Annotated in this window: 17 protein-coding genes and 1 pseudogene; 5 read left to right on the top strand and 13 right to left on the bottom strand. The window is 68.3% G+C overall.

Annotation, left to right across the window (positions count from 1 at the left end):
* Window positions 1-31: 31 nt before the first annotated feature.
* From Q9G87_RS34215 to Q9G87_RS34200, 4 genes are all read right to left on the bottom strand, one after another.
* Window positions 32-1393, bottom strand: coding sequence for a glucodextranase DOMON-like domain-containing protein (locus tag Q9G87_RS34215; protein WP_305920688.1), 1362 nt, complete (start codon window positions 1391-1393; stop codon window positions 32-34).
* A 124-nt stretch (window positions 1394-1517) separates the two neighbouring features.
* On the bottom strand, window positions 1518-1745 hold the full coding sequence (locus Q9G87_RS34210; RefSeq protein ID WP_305920687.1) for a hypothetical protein: 228 nt from the start codon (window positions 1743-1745) through the stop codon (window positions 1518-1520).
* 68 nt (window positions 1746-1813) lie between these two features.
* Window positions 1814-3274, bottom strand: a complete 1461-nt coding sequence (locus Q9G87_RS34205; protein WP_305920686.1) for a transposase — start codon at window positions 3272-3274, stop codon at window positions 1814-1816.
* Between the two features lie 38 nt (window positions 3275-3312).
* Complete coding sequence (locus tag Q9G87_RS34200) at window positions 3313-3840, bottom strand: hypothetical protein (protein ID WP_305920685.1); 528 nt, start codon at window positions 3838-3840, stop codon at window positions 3313-3315.
* A 389-nt stretch (window positions 3841-4229) separates the two neighbouring features.
* On the opposite strand from Q9G87_RS34200, the gene Q9G87_RS34195 reads away from it, so the two are divergent.
* Window positions 4230-5405: a L,D-transpeptidase gene (locus tag Q9G87_RS34195; RefSeq protein WP_305920684.1), complete on the top strand. Its 1176-nt coding sequence runs from the start codon at window positions 4230-4232 to the stop codon at window positions 5403-5405.
* A 34-nt stretch (window positions 5406-5439) separates the two neighbouring features.
* Here the strand turns inward: Q9G87_RS34195 and Q9G87_RS34190 are convergent, their stop codons facing one another.
* Together Q9G87_RS34190 and Q9G87_RS34185 are read right to left on the bottom strand one after the other, a co-directional pair.
* Window positions 5440-6105 carry a response regulator gene (locus Q9G87_RS34190; RefSeq protein ID WP_305920683.1) on the bottom strand — a complete coding sequence of 222 codons (666 nt, stop codon included), beginning with the start codon at window positions 6103-6105 and terminating at the stop codon, window positions 5440-5442.
* On the bottom strand, window positions 6102-7220 hold the full coding sequence (locus tag Q9G87_RS34185) for a sensor histidine kinase (protein WP_305920682.1): 1119 nt from the start codon (window positions 7218-7220) through the stop codon (window positions 6102-6104). The genes Q9G87_RS34190 and Q9G87_RS34185 overlap by 4 nt, the downstream gene beginning before the upstream one ends.
* Window positions 7221-7730: 510 nt before the next feature.
* On the opposite strand from Q9G87_RS34185, the gene Q9G87_RS34180 reads away from it, so the two are divergent.
* The gene (locus Q9G87_RS34180) at window positions 7731-8597 is read left to right on the top strand and encodes a fumarylacetoacetate hydrolase family protein (protein WP_305920681.1); all 867 of its coding nucleotides are present in this window, start codon (window positions 7731-7733) and stop codon (window positions 8595-8597) included.
* A 19-nt stretch (window positions 8598-8616) separates the two neighbouring features.
* On the opposite strand, the gene Q9G87_RS34175 is transcribed toward Q9G87_RS34180, so the two are convergent.
* The 4 genes from Q9G87_RS34175 to Q9G87_RS34160 all read right to left on the bottom strand — a co-directional run bounded on the left by Q9G87_RS34175 (window position 8617) and on the right by Q9G87_RS34160 (window position 12057).
* Window positions 8617-9489: a hypothetical protein gene (locus Q9G87_RS34175; protein ID WP_305920680.1), complete on the bottom strand. Its 873-nt coding sequence runs from the start codon at window positions 9487-9489 to the stop codon at window positions 8617-8619.
* 150 nt (window positions 9490-9639) lie between these two features.
* Entirely contained in the window at window positions 9640-10563 is a 924-nt protein-coding gene (locus Q9G87_RS34170; RefSeq protein WP_305920679.1) for a hypothetical protein, read from the bottom strand.
* Complete coding sequence (locus Q9G87_RS34165) at window positions 10560-10829, bottom strand: hypothetical protein (RefSeq protein ID WP_305920678.1); 270 nt, start codon at window positions 10827-10829, stop codon at window positions 10560-10562. The genes Q9G87_RS34170 and Q9G87_RS34165 overlap by 4 nt, the downstream gene beginning before the upstream one ends.
* 226 nt (window positions 10830-11055) lie before the next feature.
* On the bottom strand, window positions 11056-12057 hold the full coding sequence (locus Q9G87_RS34160) for an AraC family transcriptional regulator (RefSeq protein ID WP_305920923.1): 1002 nt from the start codon (window positions 12055-12057) through the stop codon (window positions 11056-11058).
* A gap of 319 nt (window positions 12058-12376) precedes the next feature.
* Between Q9G87_RS34160 and Q9G87_RS34155 the strand changes: the two genes are divergently transcribed.
* The 3 genes from Q9G87_RS34155 (at window position 12377) to Q9G87_RS34145 (ending at window position 14765) form a co-directional block, all read left to right on the top strand.
* Window positions 12377-13411, top strand: coding sequence for a hypothetical protein (locus Q9G87_RS34155; protein ID WP_305920677.1), 1035 nt, complete (start codon window positions 12377-12379; stop codon window positions 13409-13411).
* On the top strand, window positions 13408-13698 hold the full coding sequence (locus tag Q9G87_RS34150; protein WP_305920676.1) for a hypothetical protein: 291 nt from the start codon (window positions 13408-13410) through the stop codon (window positions 13696-13698). The genes Q9G87_RS34155 and Q9G87_RS34150 overlap by 4 nt, the downstream gene beginning before the upstream one ends.
* A gap of 605 nt (window positions 13699-14303) precedes the next feature.
* Entirely contained in the window at window positions 14304-14765 is a 462-nt protein-coding gene (locus tag Q9G87_RS34145; protein ID WP_305920675.1) for a hypothetical protein, read from the top strand.
* Window positions 14766-14789: 24 nt separating this feature from the next.
* Here the strand turns inward: Q9G87_RS34145 and Q9G87_RS34140 are convergent, their stop codons facing one another.
* From Q9G87_RS34140 to Q9G87_RS34135, 3 genes and pseudogenes are all read right to left on the bottom strand, one after another.
* Window positions 14790-15566 (bottom strand): IS630 family transposase, encoded by a 777-nt coding sequence (locus Q9G87_RS34140; RefSeq protein WP_305920674.1) that lies wholly within the window; start codon window positions 15564-15566, stop codon window positions 14790-14792.
* A pseudogene (locus Q9G87_RS60870) lies at window positions 15476-15844 on the bottom strand (helix-turn-helix domain-containing protein); the annotation flags it as partial. The pseudogene Q9G87_RS60870 and the gene Q9G87_RS34140, both read right to left, overlap by 91 nt.
* A 301-nt stretch (window positions 15845-16145) precedes the next feature.
* Window positions 16146-17228 (bottom strand): beta-xylosidase family glycoside hydrolase, encoded by a 1083-nt coding sequence (locus Q9G87_RS34135; RefSeq protein ID WP_305920673.1) that lies wholly within the window; start codon window positions 17226-17228, stop codon window positions 16146-16148.
* Between the last annotated feature and the right edge of the window lie 31 nt (window positions 17229-17259).

The raw sequence follows: 17259 nt of genomic DNA, 5'->3' as shown, positions 1-17259 counted from the left end.
CGGCGGCGGGTCCGGCACGTGGACGCGATGATCAGGGGACCGGGACGGCGGGCACGGCGACCGGGCGGGACAGCGGATTGAGCACGTCCGCTTGGGACTGCCCGGCCGGCACGATCACGTCCATCGCCTTGGGCACGGTGCCCGGATCCGCCGCGCACAGCGGATCGGTCCCGCCCGCGGCGCAGACGCCGAACTGGTACGGCTGCGGCGTCGCGGCGAAGCCCCTGGCCTGGTCGGCGCTGAACCCATCCTGCCCGGTCAGCACGACCGCGAACCGCCACCCGGGCCCCGGCGTGCCGAACGTGCTCTTGGGCAGCGCGACGGTGATCGTCCGCGTCGTCCCGGAGGCCCGGACCGCCGCACCCGCCTGGGCCGCGCCGCCGGCCGTCACCCACACCGGTGCGGCGAACCCTTGGACCTCCACCCGCTGCGTCCACGCGTCCTGCTCCGCGATGCGGTAGTTACGCTGCGGGAACGCCGCCTCGGTCGACCGCGCCGCCACGGCCTGGTCCTGGACGTACACGTCGAGCAGTTGCGCGCCCATCTGGTTGCCGAACGTGGGGGACAGGTCGCGGAGCTCCGCCCGCAGGTAGACGGTCGTCGCGTCCGTGATCACCTGGAATCTGCGCAGGTCGAAGGCGCCGTCGTGGAAGTCGGCGGCCGTCGGGTACGCGTAGGTGCCCGGCCCGTCGTCGTCCCCGTCAGGGTCGGTCACGTCGAGCACGGTCGTGGCGCCGACGATGTCGCCGATCACCGTGCGCCGGGCGTGCGCGGTGCGGCCGTCCGAGGCCGTGGCGGTCACCGTGAGCACGACCTCGCCGAACGACACCGGCGCCTGGGCCGTGAACGTGCCGTCCGAGCCCGCCCGCACCGAGACGATCCGGGTGGGGGCGCCGGTGTCGATGGGCGTCGCGGCGACGTCGACCCGCGCGCCGGGCGCCGTGCTGCCCTCGACGGTGACCGACGTGCCGGCCACCGCGGTCCCGTCGGCCGGGGCGGTCACGGTCAGCGGGGCGGCCTGCGGCATGCCGCGGTCGACGTAGCGCCGGCGGACGACATCGGGCTGCTCGACCGGGCGGGTGGAGCCGAGCGACAGGATCAGCCGCAACGCCTGGGCCTGCGCCCAGGTGAGCGGCGACGCCGACCCGGCGGGCCCGCCGTCGCGCATGCCGATCGAGGCGGTGGCCGGGTCCGCGCCGTAGGGCGAGGCGGCCAGGCCGGGGTTCTCCCACGCCTGTTCGGGGACCAGCCCGGTGCCCGACGACATGTCCCGCATGGCCTTGAGCAGTGAGGCTGCCGTCGCCTGGTCGCGGGTCTGGAGCGCCTGCTCGGCCCGCTCCCCGGCCAGGACCGGCCACACGTGGCCCGAGCGGGTGCTCCCCCGGTCGGCCACGGCTTGCCCGACGGCGCGCAGGACATCGGGTCGGGCTCGTCGCAGTCGCCGTACCCGTCCTCGGTGCCCTCGGTGTCGGAACCGTAGCGGTACCAGCCGGGGCCGCTCGCCGTCGTACGTTTGATCACCCGGTCCACGACCGGCAGGCTGGCCAGCACGTCGGGGTCGTCAGGGGAAGGATGCCGAGCCTGGTCAGCTCCAGGAACCCGGCGTCCACGACCCGCCGCTGATCCTCGGTCGGCCCGCCGTTGCCCAGGCTGTACACCGCCGCGTCCGGATCCCCGTTGCGCGACAGGCGCAGGAAATAGCGGGACGCATACGGCCCTGTGGTCGTGACCGTCCACCCCTTCACCGAGCGTGCGAAATGATCGGCCGTGGCCCGGTACAGCGTCTTGAATACTCTGTGGTTCCCTGAAGGAATCAGGCAACTCGGACGGGCGTAGCCTGCTTCGGGCCGCTCCCGTGCTCGGCAAGGGCGAGCACGGGAGCGGCTTTGGCGTGGTGGAAGCCGGTCCGATGGTGAGAATTCCTGACATGCCCTGTCCGGTACGGCAGGTGCCGTCCCGCCTTGGGTGCATGGCCCGCCGGACGCTGTCCACTCCTGGCAGGGAATGGGGCGGGCACCGTGCGCCGGTCGGGCACACGGCTGGAGGTCATCGCATGATCTTCTGCCGAGTTGGCATCCTCTGCCAAGGTGTGCGCCGGGTTCTTCGTGGTGCGGGTCGGCCGTTTCGGGGTGGGACGGTTCTTGGATCTGTCCCGCGCCGCGGGCCGGGGGTGTAGGTCGGTCCGGGTGCGGCGGGCGCGCCGAGCCGCCCGGGTGGGCCTGCGCGTTCGGCGGGCGCGGGCCACGTTGCCCTCCACCACCGTGGGGATGGTGCGGGCACCGGTGGCACGGTGGGTGCGGGTGGCGTGCTGGCCGAGCAGGCCGCGCGCGAGGATGCGTTCGGCCGCGGCCCAGTCCCGGTCACAGGACAGGCCGCAAGCGGGACAATATGCCCACGCCCAGCCTCGTTCGGTGAGCCGGTCCGGGGCCGGACAGTGCCGCAGGAGCGAGGTGCCGTCCCCGCAGCGGGGACAGTATTTGGAGGTGCCGCGGGCAGGGACGGTGACCACGGCGATGCCACTCTTGGCCGCCAGGTGCCGGATCGCCTCGACGATCTGCCCGCGCACCTGCCCCGACAGGCGCGCGTTCGCCCGTCCCCGGCGTCCGCGCGCTTCCAGGGTGGTCAGGTCCTCCACATAGATGACCGTCGCCCCGGCGGCCACCGCCTGATCGACCGCCCAGCGGGCCGCCGACCAGGCCAGCGCCGTGTTCAGATGCCGGATACGCGCGCACACACGCTCGTGCTCGACACCGACGCTCTCGTAGGCCGCGGCCAACGCGGTGAAGCGGGAATCGGCGACGGTCATCCCGGCCAGGAGCCGTTCCTGGTGCCGGTGCTTGGCGGCCAGCTGTTCACGCTCGCCCCGCAGCCGGTGCAGCTTGGCCGAGATACCGGTGGCGTCGTAGGTGAGCGGCCGCCCATCGCAGATCACCCGGCCCTCATCAGACAGAAGGCGTCCGGCCACACCGGTCAGCACCGCATTGAGTCCCCAGTCGAACCCCACCCCGACCCGATGCCCGGTGGCGGGCGCGAACTCGATCGGGATCTGGAACGGCAGATCGACGCGCACCCGGCCCTTCCTCACCCGCAGGGTGGGAGTGCACAGCTTCGCCTCCGGCGCGACGGTCGGCGGCAACGCGACCGGCAGCACGTGCCAGGCCCAGTCCCGGCCGCAAGCGGGAGATTCCACCAGGGGCAGCCGCACCCGCAGCCGGGCGTCGCGGTCACCGATGCGTTCCAGGGTGACCAGCTGCCGATCGGCCGCGGCCAGCACGATCTGCGCCGCGACGTTCGGCGGCTCTTCCAGGTCGGTCAGATCGGCCGGGACACGCCATGCTCGTCGAGGTAGGCGGCGATCTGCCTCGTCCGGTTGCGGATCTGCGCCGCCGTCACCCCGTCCGGCAGCACCGCGCGCAGCGCGTCCCATTCGGCGTCGGTGCGGGCCCGCGGGTCATCCGGCCAACTCGCCACGATCGCCGCCACCAGGGCGCGCCGGTGCAGCGCCAGCCGCAACGTGCGGGCGGCCTGCTCCTGCGCACACCGAACCACCCGATCACACACATGCACGCCCGAGACGGAGGTCACGCCCCAGCCCAGCCGGCGCATTGCCATCCAGCCCTTCGCCGGCAACGCGCGCCCGTCCGGCCCGACCCCGCAGGCCAGCGCCTCCAGATCGGCAGGATTCCAGCGGGCGGCGACCAGATCGGCGGTCAGCTCTCGCGCCAGGCTGGCCAGCCAGGTCACCCGCTGCGCCAGCAGCGGGTGAGCAACGACCTCGCCGGTCTGCTCCACCACCGCACCGTGGGCGGTACAGGGGGCGGTCGCGGTGAGCTTACTCACGTCGCCGCCCCTGTTCCGAGGCGGCATCCAGGCATGTGCCGCACGACCTGCACCCGCCCACCCCCACCCCCGGTACCTCAACGATGTGTAGCCGTAACACTACCAAGAGTTTGCACCCGTGGGTAGAACATTTGAACGATAAACATCCGCCGAATACCTGTCGCCCGCCTCAACTCACCACAGGCCAACGCCCGCACACGCGCTCAGCCCACACGGGCAAGAACGCTCACCGACTGCCCGGCTGCGCTGCGGCATCGGCCAGCAACCCGTCCAGCCCTAGGCGATCCCCGCGCAGCCAAAGCCCTCCGGCCCCGGCCTTGTGTCAACCCTGCCATCGCGGGAAGAAAGTCCAACGGTGACCTTTTTGTCGGGCACGGGAGGCATCCACGATGCGGAACGGCCGGACCATCGCGAGTGTCCTCGCCGCGGCGGTGCTCCTGATCGCGGGATGCACCTCCGGCGGCGGCACCCCGGCGCCGGGCAGGCCTGTGGAGCAGGGGCCGGTGGCCAAGCTGGCGATCACCCCCGCCGACGGCACGAAGAAGGTGCCCCCGGACACCGGGATCAGCGTCAAGGTCACCGACGGCAAGGTCACCAAGCTGACCGTCGCCGACGCCAAGGGCCGGGAGGTGCGCGGCTCGGTGGCCGCCGACGGGACGTGGCGTCCCCGATGGGCATTACGGCCGTCCACGGCGTACACCGTCAGCGCGGAGGCGACGGGCACGGACGGCAAGCCGGTCGCGGCGCAGGCCAGGTTCACCACGCTGAAGCCGAAACGGGTGCTGGAGAGCGGCATGTCCCCCCTGGACGGTGAGAAGGTGGGCGTCGGGATGCCCGTGCAGCTCCTGCTGTCCCAGCCGATCACCGCCAAGCAGGACCGGGCCAGAATCGAGCGGGCGCTCGTCGTGCGCATGTCCAAGCCGGTCGAAGGGGCCTGGAGCTGGGTGAGCGACCGAGAGGTGCAGTTCAGGCCGCGCGAGTACTGGCCGGTCGGTGAGAAGGTCACGGTGGTGGCGCACCTGACCGGACTGCGCGCGGGCGCCGGCCTGTGGGGGACCAAGGACCGCAGCCTGACCTTCACGGTCGGGCCCTCGCACATCACCAAGGTCAGCGCCGAGACCCACCAGGCGGTGGTCCGGGAGAACGGGAAGGTCGTCAAGACCATCCCGGTCAGCCTCGGAAAGCCGGGGGACGACAGCTACTCCGGCGTCATGATCGCCCAGGAGAAGGCCGGCGACCTCGTCATGGACTCCGCCACCATCGGCAAGCCGGGCGAATACCGCATCCGTACCCAATGGAACGTCCGGATGACCTACAGCGGCACCTTCTTCCACGCCGCCCCCTGGTCCGTCGGGGCGCAGGGCAGCCGCAACGTCAGCCACGGCTGCGTGAACGCCGGCCCGGCGAACGCCCGCTGGTTCTACGAGTTCACCCAGCGGGGCGACATCATCGAGGTGACGGGAACGTCCAGGAAGCTGCAGTTCGGCAACGGGCCCACGCCGTGGGCGAAGTCCTGGGAAGACTGGCTCGCGGGCAGCGCCTTGGGCAAGCCCGTCAACGGCTGACCCGGCCTGCGCGGCGGTGGGTCCTGCCGGCCTTCTAAGCCCGCCCGCCCGGAACCACCAGCCCGGACTCGTACGCGAACACGACCAGCTGCGCCCGGTCACGCACGCCCAGCTTGGTCATCGACCTGCTCACATGCGTCTTGGCGGTGGCCTCGCTGATCACCAGATGCGCGGCGATCTCCTCGTTCGACATGCCCCGCCCCACCAGGGACACGATCTCCCGCTCCCGCCCGGTCAGCCGCTCCGACCCCGGCACGGGCGCCGGACGTGGCGGCGTGCTGACGTACTCCTCGATCAGGCGGCGCGTCACCGACGGCGACAGCAGCGCCTCGCCCCGGGCGGCCACCCGCACCGACTGCAGCAGGTCACCAGGCTCGATGTCCTTGAGCAGGAACCCGCTGGCCCCGGCCCGGAGCGCGGCGAAGACGTACTCGTCGAGCGCGTAGTTGGTGAGGATCACCACGCGCACCCCGTTCAGCTCCGGGTCGGCGCCGATCCTGCGGGTGGCCTGGATGCCGTCGAGCAGCGGCATCCGCACGTCCAGCAGCGCCACGTCCGGCAGCAGCCGCCTGGACAGCTCCACGGCCTGCGCCCCGTCGCCCGCCTCGCCCACCACGGCGATGTCGTCGGTCAGCTCGAGCAGCGCCTTGAAGCCGGCCCGGATGAGCGGCTGATCGTCGGCCAGCAGGACCCTGATCACGACCGCACCGGAACGGGCAGCTGCGCGCGCACGCTGAACCCGCCGTCCTCGCCCGGGCCGGCGGTGAGCGACCCGCCGACGGCGACCGCGCGCTCGCGCATCCCGATCAACCCCATTCCCGGCCCGGCCGTGCCGGCCTCGCCGTCGTTGTCCACCCGCAGGGTGATCCCCGCCGGATCGTAGCCGACCCGCACCGCGACCGCCGCGGCGCCCGCGTGCCGCAGCACGTTGGTCAGCGCCTCCTGCACGATCCGGTACGCGGCCCCGTCCACCTCGGACGGCACCGCGTACGGGTCGCCGGTGATGCTGTACGACACCCGCAGTCCGGCCCCCTCGGCCCTGGACACCAGCCGCGGCAGCGTGGCCAGCCCGCCGTCGGGAACGGCCTGCCGCAGCACGCCCAGCGTGGCGCGCAGCTCGTTCATGGCCTCGTGCCCCGACTCCTTGATCGCCCCCAGCGCCTCGCGGGCCCGCGCGGGGTCGCGTTCCAGCAGCTCCATGGCCACCGCGGCCTGCACGTTCACCACGGAAATGCTGTGCGTCAGCGAGTCGTGCAGCTCCTGGGCGATCCACAGCCGCTCCTCACCCGCCCGGCGCAGCGCCGCCTCCTCACGGGTGCGCTCGGCCTCCTCCGCCCGCTCCTCCACGGCCCGCAGGTACGCCCGCCGGCTCCTGACCACCTCGCCGACCACCACCATCGCCACCAGCCAGCCGCTCAGCAGATTCATCCCGCTGGCGGCCGCCGGATCCTCCTCGGCCAGCGCCATGAGCCCGTAGACCGGAACGGCCAGCGCCACCGCCAGCCAGATCGCCGCCTTGCGGCGGCCGAGCGAGGCGAGGGTGTAGATCGAGGCGAGCGCGGGCTCGGCGGCGAACACGCCGGGGTAGTGAGCCGAGTAGTAGACGATCGCGGCGGCCACCGCGACCAGCCCGGCGGCCAGCGGGGCCGCCCGCCGCCAGGCCAACGACACGGACGCGACGACGATCAGCGTGATGCCCACCCCGTCGAGCGGCCGCTCGTAGGGGCCGGTCCACGACAGGTTGCCGTACGTGCCTGCAATGATCGCCACCAGCACGCCCGCCGCCATGAGCGCGTCGATCCTCCGGCTGTCCATGCCCACAAGCTAGGCCAGACCACGCACCCGCGACGTCATCCCCCTGGCGTACGTTCGCGGGTGCGGCACAGGCATGTACCACCGCGGGAGTACGCCGGGGTGCGCTCCGCCGGGAGACGCGGCGCGCAAGCCGCCCTGGCCGGCTCTCGCTGCCCTATCTTGCCTTGATCGCTACGCTGCCGAGCCTCTCGTACGGGAGGTCCGACACTGCCTCCGCCGCCTCGACGTGGTCCGCGCTCCGGCCAAGAGGCGAAGCGCACCAAGGCAGGCGACGTACGCTTCCCACGCCCTGACGCCGTCCGGTCGGGGAGGAGAGAGGGACGCATCGTCCTGGCTCACTGGTCACCACCTTGAGGTCAATGTCGCACTGCGTGTGTCATCAATTACAACAAGTCGCATCGCGTGTCGTCAGGCGATCCCGATCGAAAGCATGAGGACCCGGCGGGACGCCGCTCCGCCCGGGTACGAAAGACTCTCATTGGACTCATCTAATGAGAGTGAGGAGCAGGCATGCATATCGTGCGGTTCGTCAGCCCCCTGACCGGCGTGGACGCGGTCGGCGTCGATGACGGGGAGGACGTGATCGAGCTGCCCGGGATCACCACCATCGGCGAGTTGCTGAGGCTGTCGTCCGGGGAACTGCGCGAGCGGTGCGCCGCGGCGGACGGGACCCGGCACCCGTCGGGCTCGGTCAGCAGGCTGGCGCCGGTGGACGGGCAGATGGAGGTCTGGGCGGCGGGCGTGACCTACCGGCGTTCGCGCGAGGCCCGGGTGCTGGAGAGCGAGCGGGCCGCCGACGTCTACGAGCTGGTCTACGACGCTGAGCGGCCTGAGCTGTTCTTCAAGTCGGTGGCCTGGAAGGTGAGCGGGGACGGCGACCGCATCGCGGTGCGTGCCGACTCGGAGATCGACGTGCCGGAGCCGGAGCTGGGCCTGGTGCTCAACGCGGCCGGTGAAATTGTCGGCTACACGGTGGTCGACGACGTCAGCTCGCGCACTATCGAAGGGGTCAACCCGCTCTACCTGCCGCAGGCCAAGATCTACCTGGGCGCGTGCGCGGTGGGCCCGGCGATCCGGCCCGCGTGGGAGGTCGAGGATCCGTACGCGCTGGACATCACGCTCACCATCGGCAGGGCGGGGGAGACGGTGTGGGATGGCAAAGCTTCCACGTCGCAGCTCAACCGCCGCCTGGACGACCTGGCCGGCTACCTGTTCAGGGCCGACGCCTTCCCGGACGGCGCGGTGCTGGCCACCGGCACGTGCCTGGTCCCCGACCTGCCGTTCACGCTGCAGGACGGGGACACCGTGACCATCGGCATCTCCGAGATCGGCATCCTGACCACCACCGTGGTCAGGGGCCTGGAAGCGATGCGCTGACCCGGCGTCCCGCAAGCTTTCAGAGGCTTCGCTGGGACTCGGGGGTGGCTTGGACCTGATCCCAGTCGATGGCCACCTTCTGGGGGTCCTCCGGGGCGATCTTCGCGGGGAGCCGGGTGTCGGGGAAGATGAGGGCCAGATACTGCGGCGGCACCCGGTGGGCGAGGCGTGCCTCGTACGAGCCGTTCGGGCCGCTCACGCGGAGGACGAGGCCCAGGATGGGGTCGCCGTTGTCGGCCGTCATGCCGTTCGTCGAGAACGTGCCGAGAACCGTGACCATGGCGGGCACGCCCCGAGCGAGAATGTCGGCCGCCGACACGTGCTCCCCAGCCGACGGGGAGTTCCACCTCGGGGCGCGCTCCCAGTCGATGAGGAGGCGGCCGCGGTCCTGCGGGTCGACGTAGACGGAGAGGTGGGCGCCGGGGAGGACGGCGCCCACGAGGAGGCGCGGAATCGGCTGGCGATGGGCGACGCGGTACGCGTCCCCGCTCTCGGGGCGTACCTCGAGGTCGAATGCGACCATGGGCTCGTCGTTGATCGTCACGCCCGTGTCGCGCATCGAGAGAATGGCGGCGCCGGCCGGCATGCCGTTGCCCCGGAGGTCATGGTTGCCGCCGGCCATGTCTTTGATCATCCCGAACAGCCCGCCGGATCTGCTCGGCTGCGCGTCTCCACCGACGGCCGACATGGCCGAGCGCATCGCGCGACGGGTCAGGCCGAGCACGATCATGAAGCTCGCGGCTATCGACAGCGTCATGCCGACGGGGAAGGCGATGGTCGCCCAGCCGGGCATCGGCCACATCAGCATCCCGGTGACTCCGGCCGCCAGCACGAGGCCGCCGATCACTTCCACGGCCACTCCAATCGGGAGCAGCATTCCTTTACGCGTCATCAGCGTGTTCCTTCTCACCGGGCCTGTTCGTACGGTGATCAGGAAACGGCAGAGCGCTTGCCTGGTGCTTGCACGCTGTTTGCGCGGCTGTAGGAGCACCGCCGGCCGACGTCCCCGGCCGTGCCGACTTCGACCTCGCCGGCGGCTGCCTCACCTTCTATGAGACGGGACAGGGGGAATCCACTTGCGGCTCACCATGATGGAGCCGTCATCGGGAATCGTGATCGCGATGACACAGTCGCCGCGAATCCAGCCCGACCGCACCAGATAGTGCGTCCCGGCACGATCGACGATCTCGTGCAGGTTCGGGTACCCATACCACTTGCCGGTTTCCTTGGCGCGGATCCCGCAGTCGTCGAGCTGGCCGAGCCGCTTCTGGCTGTAGACCGTGGCGCCTGTTCTCTTCTCGAGATTTGCGGCGAGCTTCCGAGCTCGGGCGTGTCCCTCATTCTCCGCGTACAGGCCGATCGCCCAGATCGCAGACAGGAACGCGATGGCCACGGCCAAGGGCCGTATCCACGCCACCCGCCCCCTGCCGTCCGGGGCGGTGACCAGCAGCACGCCGACCATGACAAGGCCGAGCGTCGCATAGGTACGGACCGGGGTCGGGTCGCCGGGAGCCCCAACGCCGTAGCCGAGTACCAGCGCGCCGAGCCCTGTGCCGGTGCGATGCCGGGCGATACCTTCGCGCACACGGTGAACAGCGCCACTGGCCGCGCCGGAAGCGCGAACCACGGCCTCCTTGGCCCTCACGATCCGAGAGTTCGCCGAGAGGGAGGTCTCCGAATCGCGTACATGTGGCCTGGCACGCTGGATCCACACCGCTACGAGCAGGGTCAGGACCAGGATCACTAGCAGATCCTGGCCGGCCACCCCAACTCCCCGGAGGCCGTATTCCATGGGTGTCAGACCGAGATCGAGCGGCGAGAGGCTGAAGTAGGCGAAGAATGCCTCCGAGTAGGACCAGCCCATATAGATGGTCACCGCCGTGATGACAAGCCCGTTGGCCGCGACAATGCCCGCTGCGCTCGGAAAGGAATGGGTGCTCTCGTCTACTTGATCAGCAGATCTCACTCGGTCTCTCCAGGCGGGTCGCCGGCCCCTCCGCACGGCGACGCCGGATCATTGATGTCGCAGGTGTCGTGCTGGTCGTTTTCACCGTCGATGTCCCTGGCCCTTTTCCCGCTGGCGTCTTCGCCCTGTTCGCCTGAGAGATCCGGCATATCAGGATTTTTTGGCTGATAGTGCGAGGTGTCGCTGGATCCCGAATCTGGATCGTCGGAAGAGTCGCATCCCGCAGTGGCAAAGAAGATCACCGCGACCGCGCTTACGGCCGCCACAACGTGTCTCATTGATCACGCTGCCCTTCGGGGCGCAAAGCGCCTGCTAGTCGTTCGTTACGAAGATAAGGTCGGCACCCTGCGGCCCGCGATCCGATTTGCGCGGAGAATGGCCGGTTTGCGCAGGCAGTAGAGCGGAACGATGCGGCTCACGGGAGAGCAGCCTCAACGTGAACCTCCGCGTGGCCGTACGGCAGCGCGGTGACGTCCCAGCGCGCCCTCTCTCCTATCTGGCCGATCGCAGAGTTTCGGAAGGGTGGGCTCCATATTTCTGGCGGTAGGCGGTGGCGAATCGCCCCAAATGAGGGAATCCCCACCGGTGTGCTACGTCGGTGACGCTGGTATAGGACGGCTCGGAAGCGACAAGTTCCGCGTGTACGCGCTCCAGGCGTACGCTCCGCAGGTATGCCATCGGTGACATGTCAACGTGGGTCTGGAATGCCGCTTGGAGGCTGCGGATGCTGACACCTGCGATGTCGGCGAGCGCTGCCGCGGTGAACGGAGTCGCCGGTGATGCCCGCATCGCTTCGATGACTCGCTTGACCGCCGGAGGCCGGGATGGCGGCCCGGGGCTGAGGAGTTCCTCCCGGTAGTTGTGATCTGCTGCTGCCAGCAGGTGGGAGAGCATGCCGTGCCATAGGGGCGCGCCGATGATCTCCTGCCTCGTCAGGGGGTCCTCGATCCCGATCTGCCCGGCGAGCATGCACACCAGCTCCCGCAGAATTCGCCCGTAGCCATGGGTCAGGTCCATCGAAGGGGCGAGGTTGATCGGTGAGCGAACGGGCCTTTGCAGGAGGCGCTCCAGTTCCGCCTCCAGCGCCTCGCGCCTGATCTTGACGCACAGGATGCGGCTACCGGCGCTCCATCGACTCAGCTGCACATCCCCGGTCGGCCCATACAACACAGCGCGCTGCGGGGTTGCCGTGACCTCATTCCCCAAATTCCTGGAGCTCAGGTAGCCCGACAGCGGAATGTTGAAGTGATAAAACTTGCGAAGCTCGGCGAAGTCCATCTTGATGTCGGCGTTGAACTGGCAGTCTCCCACCAGGATCGGCCCGAGCTGCATGGCGTCGATCGACATCATGAATTGTTCGGCGCCGCGAAGGACACTCATACGAAGCGGATAGTACGTCTGGGCGCCCTGCTCGCTGGCCTCGTCAGGGTCAAGTGTGCGGGTGCTGAATCTCCAAGGCAGTGATGGAACTGCCGTGGCAGCTGAATTCGCCATACTGCCGCCATGACGCTCGGCCACTATTCAATTCCGAAACGTTAGCATATGGTCGGCGGTCACCGTCAAGCTCTCCCTGCGGCCGGCGGCTCAGGTGCCGCTCGTACCCTCGATGAACGGCAGGCGGCAGTTGAACGCGTTCCTCGCCGCCGATCAAGGGCCCGTTTGTGGTGACGGCTGCGGTGATCGATCTCACCGAGGATGCGGGGCTCTCGACTCCCGCGTGATTCCGGTTGCTTATGGGAATGCCAAACGCGTCAACCCCCACCGCCCGGTGTGCTTGACTTCCGCCCGGTAACCACACCCTCTGGGAGGGTTCATGGGGGAGTTCGTGGGGATCGACCCCCGAGGCGCACATGAGCTGATCCGCCGCATGGAGGCGGGAAAACAGGCCCTGACCGGGACCCGGCCAGGGCTCGACGCCGCCATCGCCGAGGCGGGCGAGGACTGGGCCGGCCGCCAGGGTACGGCGGCCATGCACCGCACCTGGGCCTTCTACGACGAGTCGCAGCGGGACCTGAAATGGCGCATCGACACCATCGAGCAGCTGGTATCGGTACGTGAGAAGGGCATGCTCACCGGGACCTTCCCGTTCGGCAGCGAGACCGAGGCCGTGTCGGCCGCCGTGAACGACGCGAACGAGGTCGTTGAGACGTTTCAGAACCACGACCGTTACCTGCCCGGCGACAACTGGCTCAGGAAGGCCGCCGGCCCACTCAAGGGCAAGGTCGTCGACCCGGCCTACGCGGCCGCGCTGCTGGCCGGGCTCGGCGGCCCCGAGGCGTTCGTGAAACTCCTCCGCGAGTGGATCGACACCCAGGCCGCCGGTCAACACCGAGGACTCCAGCCCGAAGCGCTCGAACGAGCGGCCGCCTCCACCCCAGGGCAGCTGGCCGCCGCCTTCGCCAGCGCCGAGCGCACCGGGCGGCTCGGCGGCGAATGGTACGACATGGTGGCGACCGCCCCAGCGGACGTCCTGACGACACTGGTCGCGCTGGCCGGCCAATCCGGCACGTTCCTCAATCGGGCGGCCATCGACCTCCTGAACCGCCCGCCGGACGCCGAACCCACGGCCCCGGACTGGAACCTCCACAACCTCGCCAAGGCGTACACGGCCAACCCGGACGCGTTCCAGCAACTGCTGGCCGAGCACCCGAAGGAGTCCGGCGTCCTGCTGGCCGCCGGCACCGGCAACCCCGCCTACGAGCCGACCCTGGCAGACGCGCTGCACAACGCGCTGAAGCCGGGCGCGGGGGCGGACGGATTGCGCGAGCGGGCCTGGTTCACCGTCATCCGCAGCAACACCGAGCTGCCCGGCATCGAGGCGCTGAAGACAGGGAGTGCCCGGCCGTGACGACCAAACAGCAGCTACTCAGGGAAGCCGCCGCGAAGGAGGCACTCGCCTCCGCGTTCACCAGATACGCCAAAGGCCTGGCCGACGCCTTCGACGGCATCCCCTCGCAGCAAGGGCAGTTCGATCCCTTCTGGAAGGGCCCGTCGGTGGAGCGGTATCTCGCGCATGCCATACGGCTCCGCCGCGAAATGGGCGAGCTCGAGGATTCATGCCTCGCCACCGCAGACAACCTCCGCCGCCGGGCCAAGCAACTCCGCCTGAATGCCGCGACCCTGGAGACTCGGTGAGCGTCCACGTCGGAGGACAGCGCCGCTGGGCGATACCGCACAGGCGAAAACAGGTCACACATTGACCGGCACATGTGTTCGATGTCTGACGTGATGTGGCACCGGTCGGGACACTCCGCTGTGGTTGTGGGCCGGTGGGACGTCAGGGAACGCGCTGCGATGGTGGCGCTGCTTCGCCGTACCTCCACGGAGAAGGCTGAGCGAGGTGGACAGTTCATGCACCAAGTTGCGCACCTTCTGCGAAGCGCACTCGTAGCCGGCCTACGTGATGCGTGTGTGCTCGACCTTCGTCCACACCTTGGACGGCGGCACCACCTTTTGTGCCCAGGCCGTCGCCCGGCACTGCGAGCCCAAGCGCGCCTGGACCGTCCATTCGGCTGGGGACGGCACCAAGGGCGAACGCCTCTACGCCTGGGCCTGGATCGCCATCGTCAGCCCCGTGCACTTTCTTACATGGTTGTCCTCAACTACCTGTTCGCCTCGATTGGCTCGCGACTCGTTTCACCCGCCGAGGAAACCTGAGCCCTGATCTGGCAGTAAGCAGGAGCGGATGAGAGCAATTAGGCGTAGAATCTTGTGAGCGTCCGAGTGGAGAGGTATGGATCATGAGTCGAAAATCAAGGCTCGCTATCGCATTTATCGGATCAGTTGTATCTGCCTCTGCCTGCGGGCTGCTTCCTCCGACTGTTTATCAAGTGGACCCTGCCGCGCTCGAAGAAGTAGGCAGTATCGGAAAAGTCAAAGAGAGGGCAAGCCGCGAGGTCGCCTATGCAGGCGCGATCGAGATCTCCAATATGTTTGTCATGGATGTCGGAGGCGAGAGCGGTAAGGGGGCACGTGATAGAGCTGTAAATTTACTCCGCAGTAAAGGATGGAAGGTAGCCGCCGAGAATTTGTCGTTGATATCGATGGAATCCGATAAGTGGAATGGACAGTTGACCGTATCCTCTTTTCTGCCGTTCGATCTTCAGCGTTATCCCAACACTTTCAAAGCACTTGAGAGCGCAGCGACCATACCAAAAACTTTTATCCTGGTTAAAGTGAATAAGCGGCGTTCGTATGATTGATGCGTCAGCCCGGATCTTTCACGATCATGATCTAACCCGCTCGCGGGTTTCTGCACTATCGATGAGCTGCGGCGATGTAAGCGAGGGCGGGGTCTCGGAAGAAACTCTGACGAGCGCAGGCATCTTCTGCAGGCGCCGCAGCGAGGAAAGCATGAGCGCTTTCATCTGCTGGATACCGTCGACGGCAGCGCGGCCGACATGGTGGTCTTTGACGTTTTTCCAGACCCACTCGTCGGGGTTGAGTTCGGGCGAGTAGGCGGGCAGGAAGAAGAGTTTCAGCATGCCGTTGCTATCGTTGGCGAACTTTTGAGGAGCTTGGCCCGGTGGAACACGGCTGTTGTCGAGGATGAGGTAGACGGGATGCCCATCACTATCTGACATCAGTCGTTTACAGAATGCTTTGAAGTCGGGCGCCTTGATGCTCTCCTCGAACAGCTGAAACCGGAGCGCCCCTTGCCGGTTGACGGCCGACACCATGAACGCCGACCTTCTGGCCCCAGTGTGCTCAACAACCGGAGTCTGACCAACCGGCGCCCATGTCGTCCCGGCGTGGTAGTGCGTGCCGATGGCCGCCTCATCAGCGAAGTAGATGATCGCATCGGCTTCCTTCGCCTCCTCGACGATCTTCGGGTATTCCTCGGCCTTCCATCGGCAACCAATTGGGGATTTTGCTGGTAGGCCTTGTACGGCGGTTTCTGCGGCGACATCCCGAGCTTGTGGAGCACGCGCCCGACGCTTGCGATGCTCAGCCTGACTCCAAAGCGCCGCCAGATCAGTTTCTGGATGATCTTGCGGGTCCACAGCGCCAGCCCGAAGCTCAACTGGCGCGGGTCGCAGCCCACCAGCAGCGCATACAGGCTGGACATCTGCTCGAAGGTGAGTTTGGAGTCTGGCCCGCGGGTCTTCTTCGTCCTCAAGCCGTCTTCGCCATGCTCCCGGTCATCCCGTTGCCAGGCGAACAGGGACCGCCGGGACACATTCAGAATCCGAGCGACATCATCGGGAGACTCGCCTTGCTCCAGAAGACGAACGGCCTGCAGCCGTTCGTCGAAAGTGGCCCGACGACCATTCAACGCCATGTAATCATAATCTCACGGAGAGCTATTCTCTATTCTCGGGTACAGAAACCCATGACCTTCTTAGATCTATGGTCTCCGCAGAGATCTTCTCTTGACAGAGTATGCTCGGGCGGTTCTCCGAATCTATTGGTGAACTCGTCTCGTACGATGACGCCATCCTTCATGTAGAACTCATTGAGGGTTGCCCCAGCGTCACTGTTCTGCTGTGAAGAAATGGGGCAGAGCGACCAGTTGCCGGTGTTCCGGCTGTTGCTGCGCTCACGCGTGGAGGCGAACGGAAAGCGGGCTCCTATCTCGAGGATCAGCTGCGAAAAGTCCGGACGTAGTCGAACTTGGCGACGGCACCCGACCGGTTCATAGAGACGAGCCCGATCTTGAGCTGGTTCTTCGCAGGAAGCGTCCACACACCGTTGTGGACCCATTTCGAGCCGTCCCGGCTGGTCGCCGCGCGCACCTCCACCTCGTTGTTCGCCGCGTCATAGTGGTACGACATCCGCAACCACATCGTCGAAGCCGCCGGCCCGTCGAACATCGGCCCGTTGAAGACGGCGGTCGGTGGGGTGGTCGTCGGCCGTTCGCCCTCCTTCAGGAACTCGCTCACCTGCAGCACGGCTCCATTGCCGCGGGCCAGCGGCAGCACCGAGTGGGCCATCTTGAAGTAGCGGTCGTCGTTCTCGTACAGCACGAGGCCGGCCTGCTGGTTGCCCTGGGTCGGCGCGAAGTCGAGCTTCGTCTCCACCGTGTAGTCGCCTTCCGGCGCGTCCCGCAGGAGCACCGACGCCGTGTTGGTGGTGCGGTGCAGTTCGGCGTTCTGGGTCGGCCAGGACAATGCGCCGCCGGAGACGGTGATGCCTGACGCCGGGCCGCGGACCCACTGCCAGGTCGTATCGATCGCCGTGCCGTCGAACTCATCGCTGTACTCGGGCAGCAGCGCGCCGGGCGCGGGTTCGGGGATGCGTGACGTGACCGGCGTGTACAACTTCGCGGCACCGACGTTGTCGGCGTCGGCGGTCCCGCAGGCGACCGCGCCCACCGCGCCCGGACGGGCGGCGGCCGGCGGCAGGTGGCGGGTCTGCACGGCCACGGGGTCGCCCAGCTTGTCGCCGCTTACCTGTACGGTCAGGTCGAGGCCGCGGAGCTCGGCCACCACCGTGTGCCAGGTGCCGAGGTCGAATCTGGCGGGCAGCGGCGTCACCTGGCGGCCGCGGCTGATGCCGCCGATCACCACGTCGCTGACCAGGGCGCCCTGGTCGCGGTCGAGCCAGGCCGTCACGTGGTTGAGGCGGTTGACGTGGGCGAGCGTGAGCCCGGCCGCGCCGGATGCGACCCGTAGGTCGGCTTGGGCTCGGACGTTGGCGGCCGGGGTCTTCTGCCTTGACGTCACGTAGGACAGGCCGCCCGAGTGGGAGGCGTAG

The organism is Nonomuraea turcica, assembly GCF_030718205.1.
Classification (GTDB): Bacteria; Actinomycetota; Actinomycetes; order Streptosporangiales; family Streptosporangiaceae; genus Nonomuraea.
Note: the sequence above shows the minus strand (reverse complement) of the source record. Positions and strands in the feature narration are given on the sequence as shown.

Coding starts and splice junctions, on each gene's coding strand:
- Q9G87_RS34180 (WP_305920681.1), top strand. CDS start 7,731: ATGCATATCGTGCGGTTCGTCAGCCCCCTGACCGGCGTGGACGCGGTC.
- Q9G87_RS34155 (WP_305920677.1), top strand. CDS start 12,377: ATGGGGGAGTTCGTGGGGATCGACCCCCGAGGCGCACATGAGCTGATC.
- Q9G87_RS34195 (WP_305920684.1), top strand. CDS start 4,230: ATGCGGAACGGCCGGACCATCGCGAGTGTCCTCGCCGCGGCGGTGCTC.
- Q9G87_RS34160 (WP_305920923.1), bottom strand. CDS start 12,057: ATGGCGAATTCAGCTGCCACGGCAGTTCCATCACTGCCTTGGAGATTC.
- Q9G87_RS34145 (WP_305920675.1), top strand. CDS start 14,304: ATGAGTCGAAAATCAAGGCTCGCTATCGCATTTATCGGATCAGTTGTA.
- Q9G87_RS34185 (WP_305920682.1), bottom strand. CDS start 7,220: ATGGACAGCCGGAGGATCGACGCGCTCATGGCGGCGGGCGTGCTGGTG.
- Q9G87_RS34175 (WP_305920680.1), bottom strand. CDS start 9,489: ATGACGCGTAAAGGAATGCTGCTCCCGATTGGAGTGGCCGTGGAAGTG.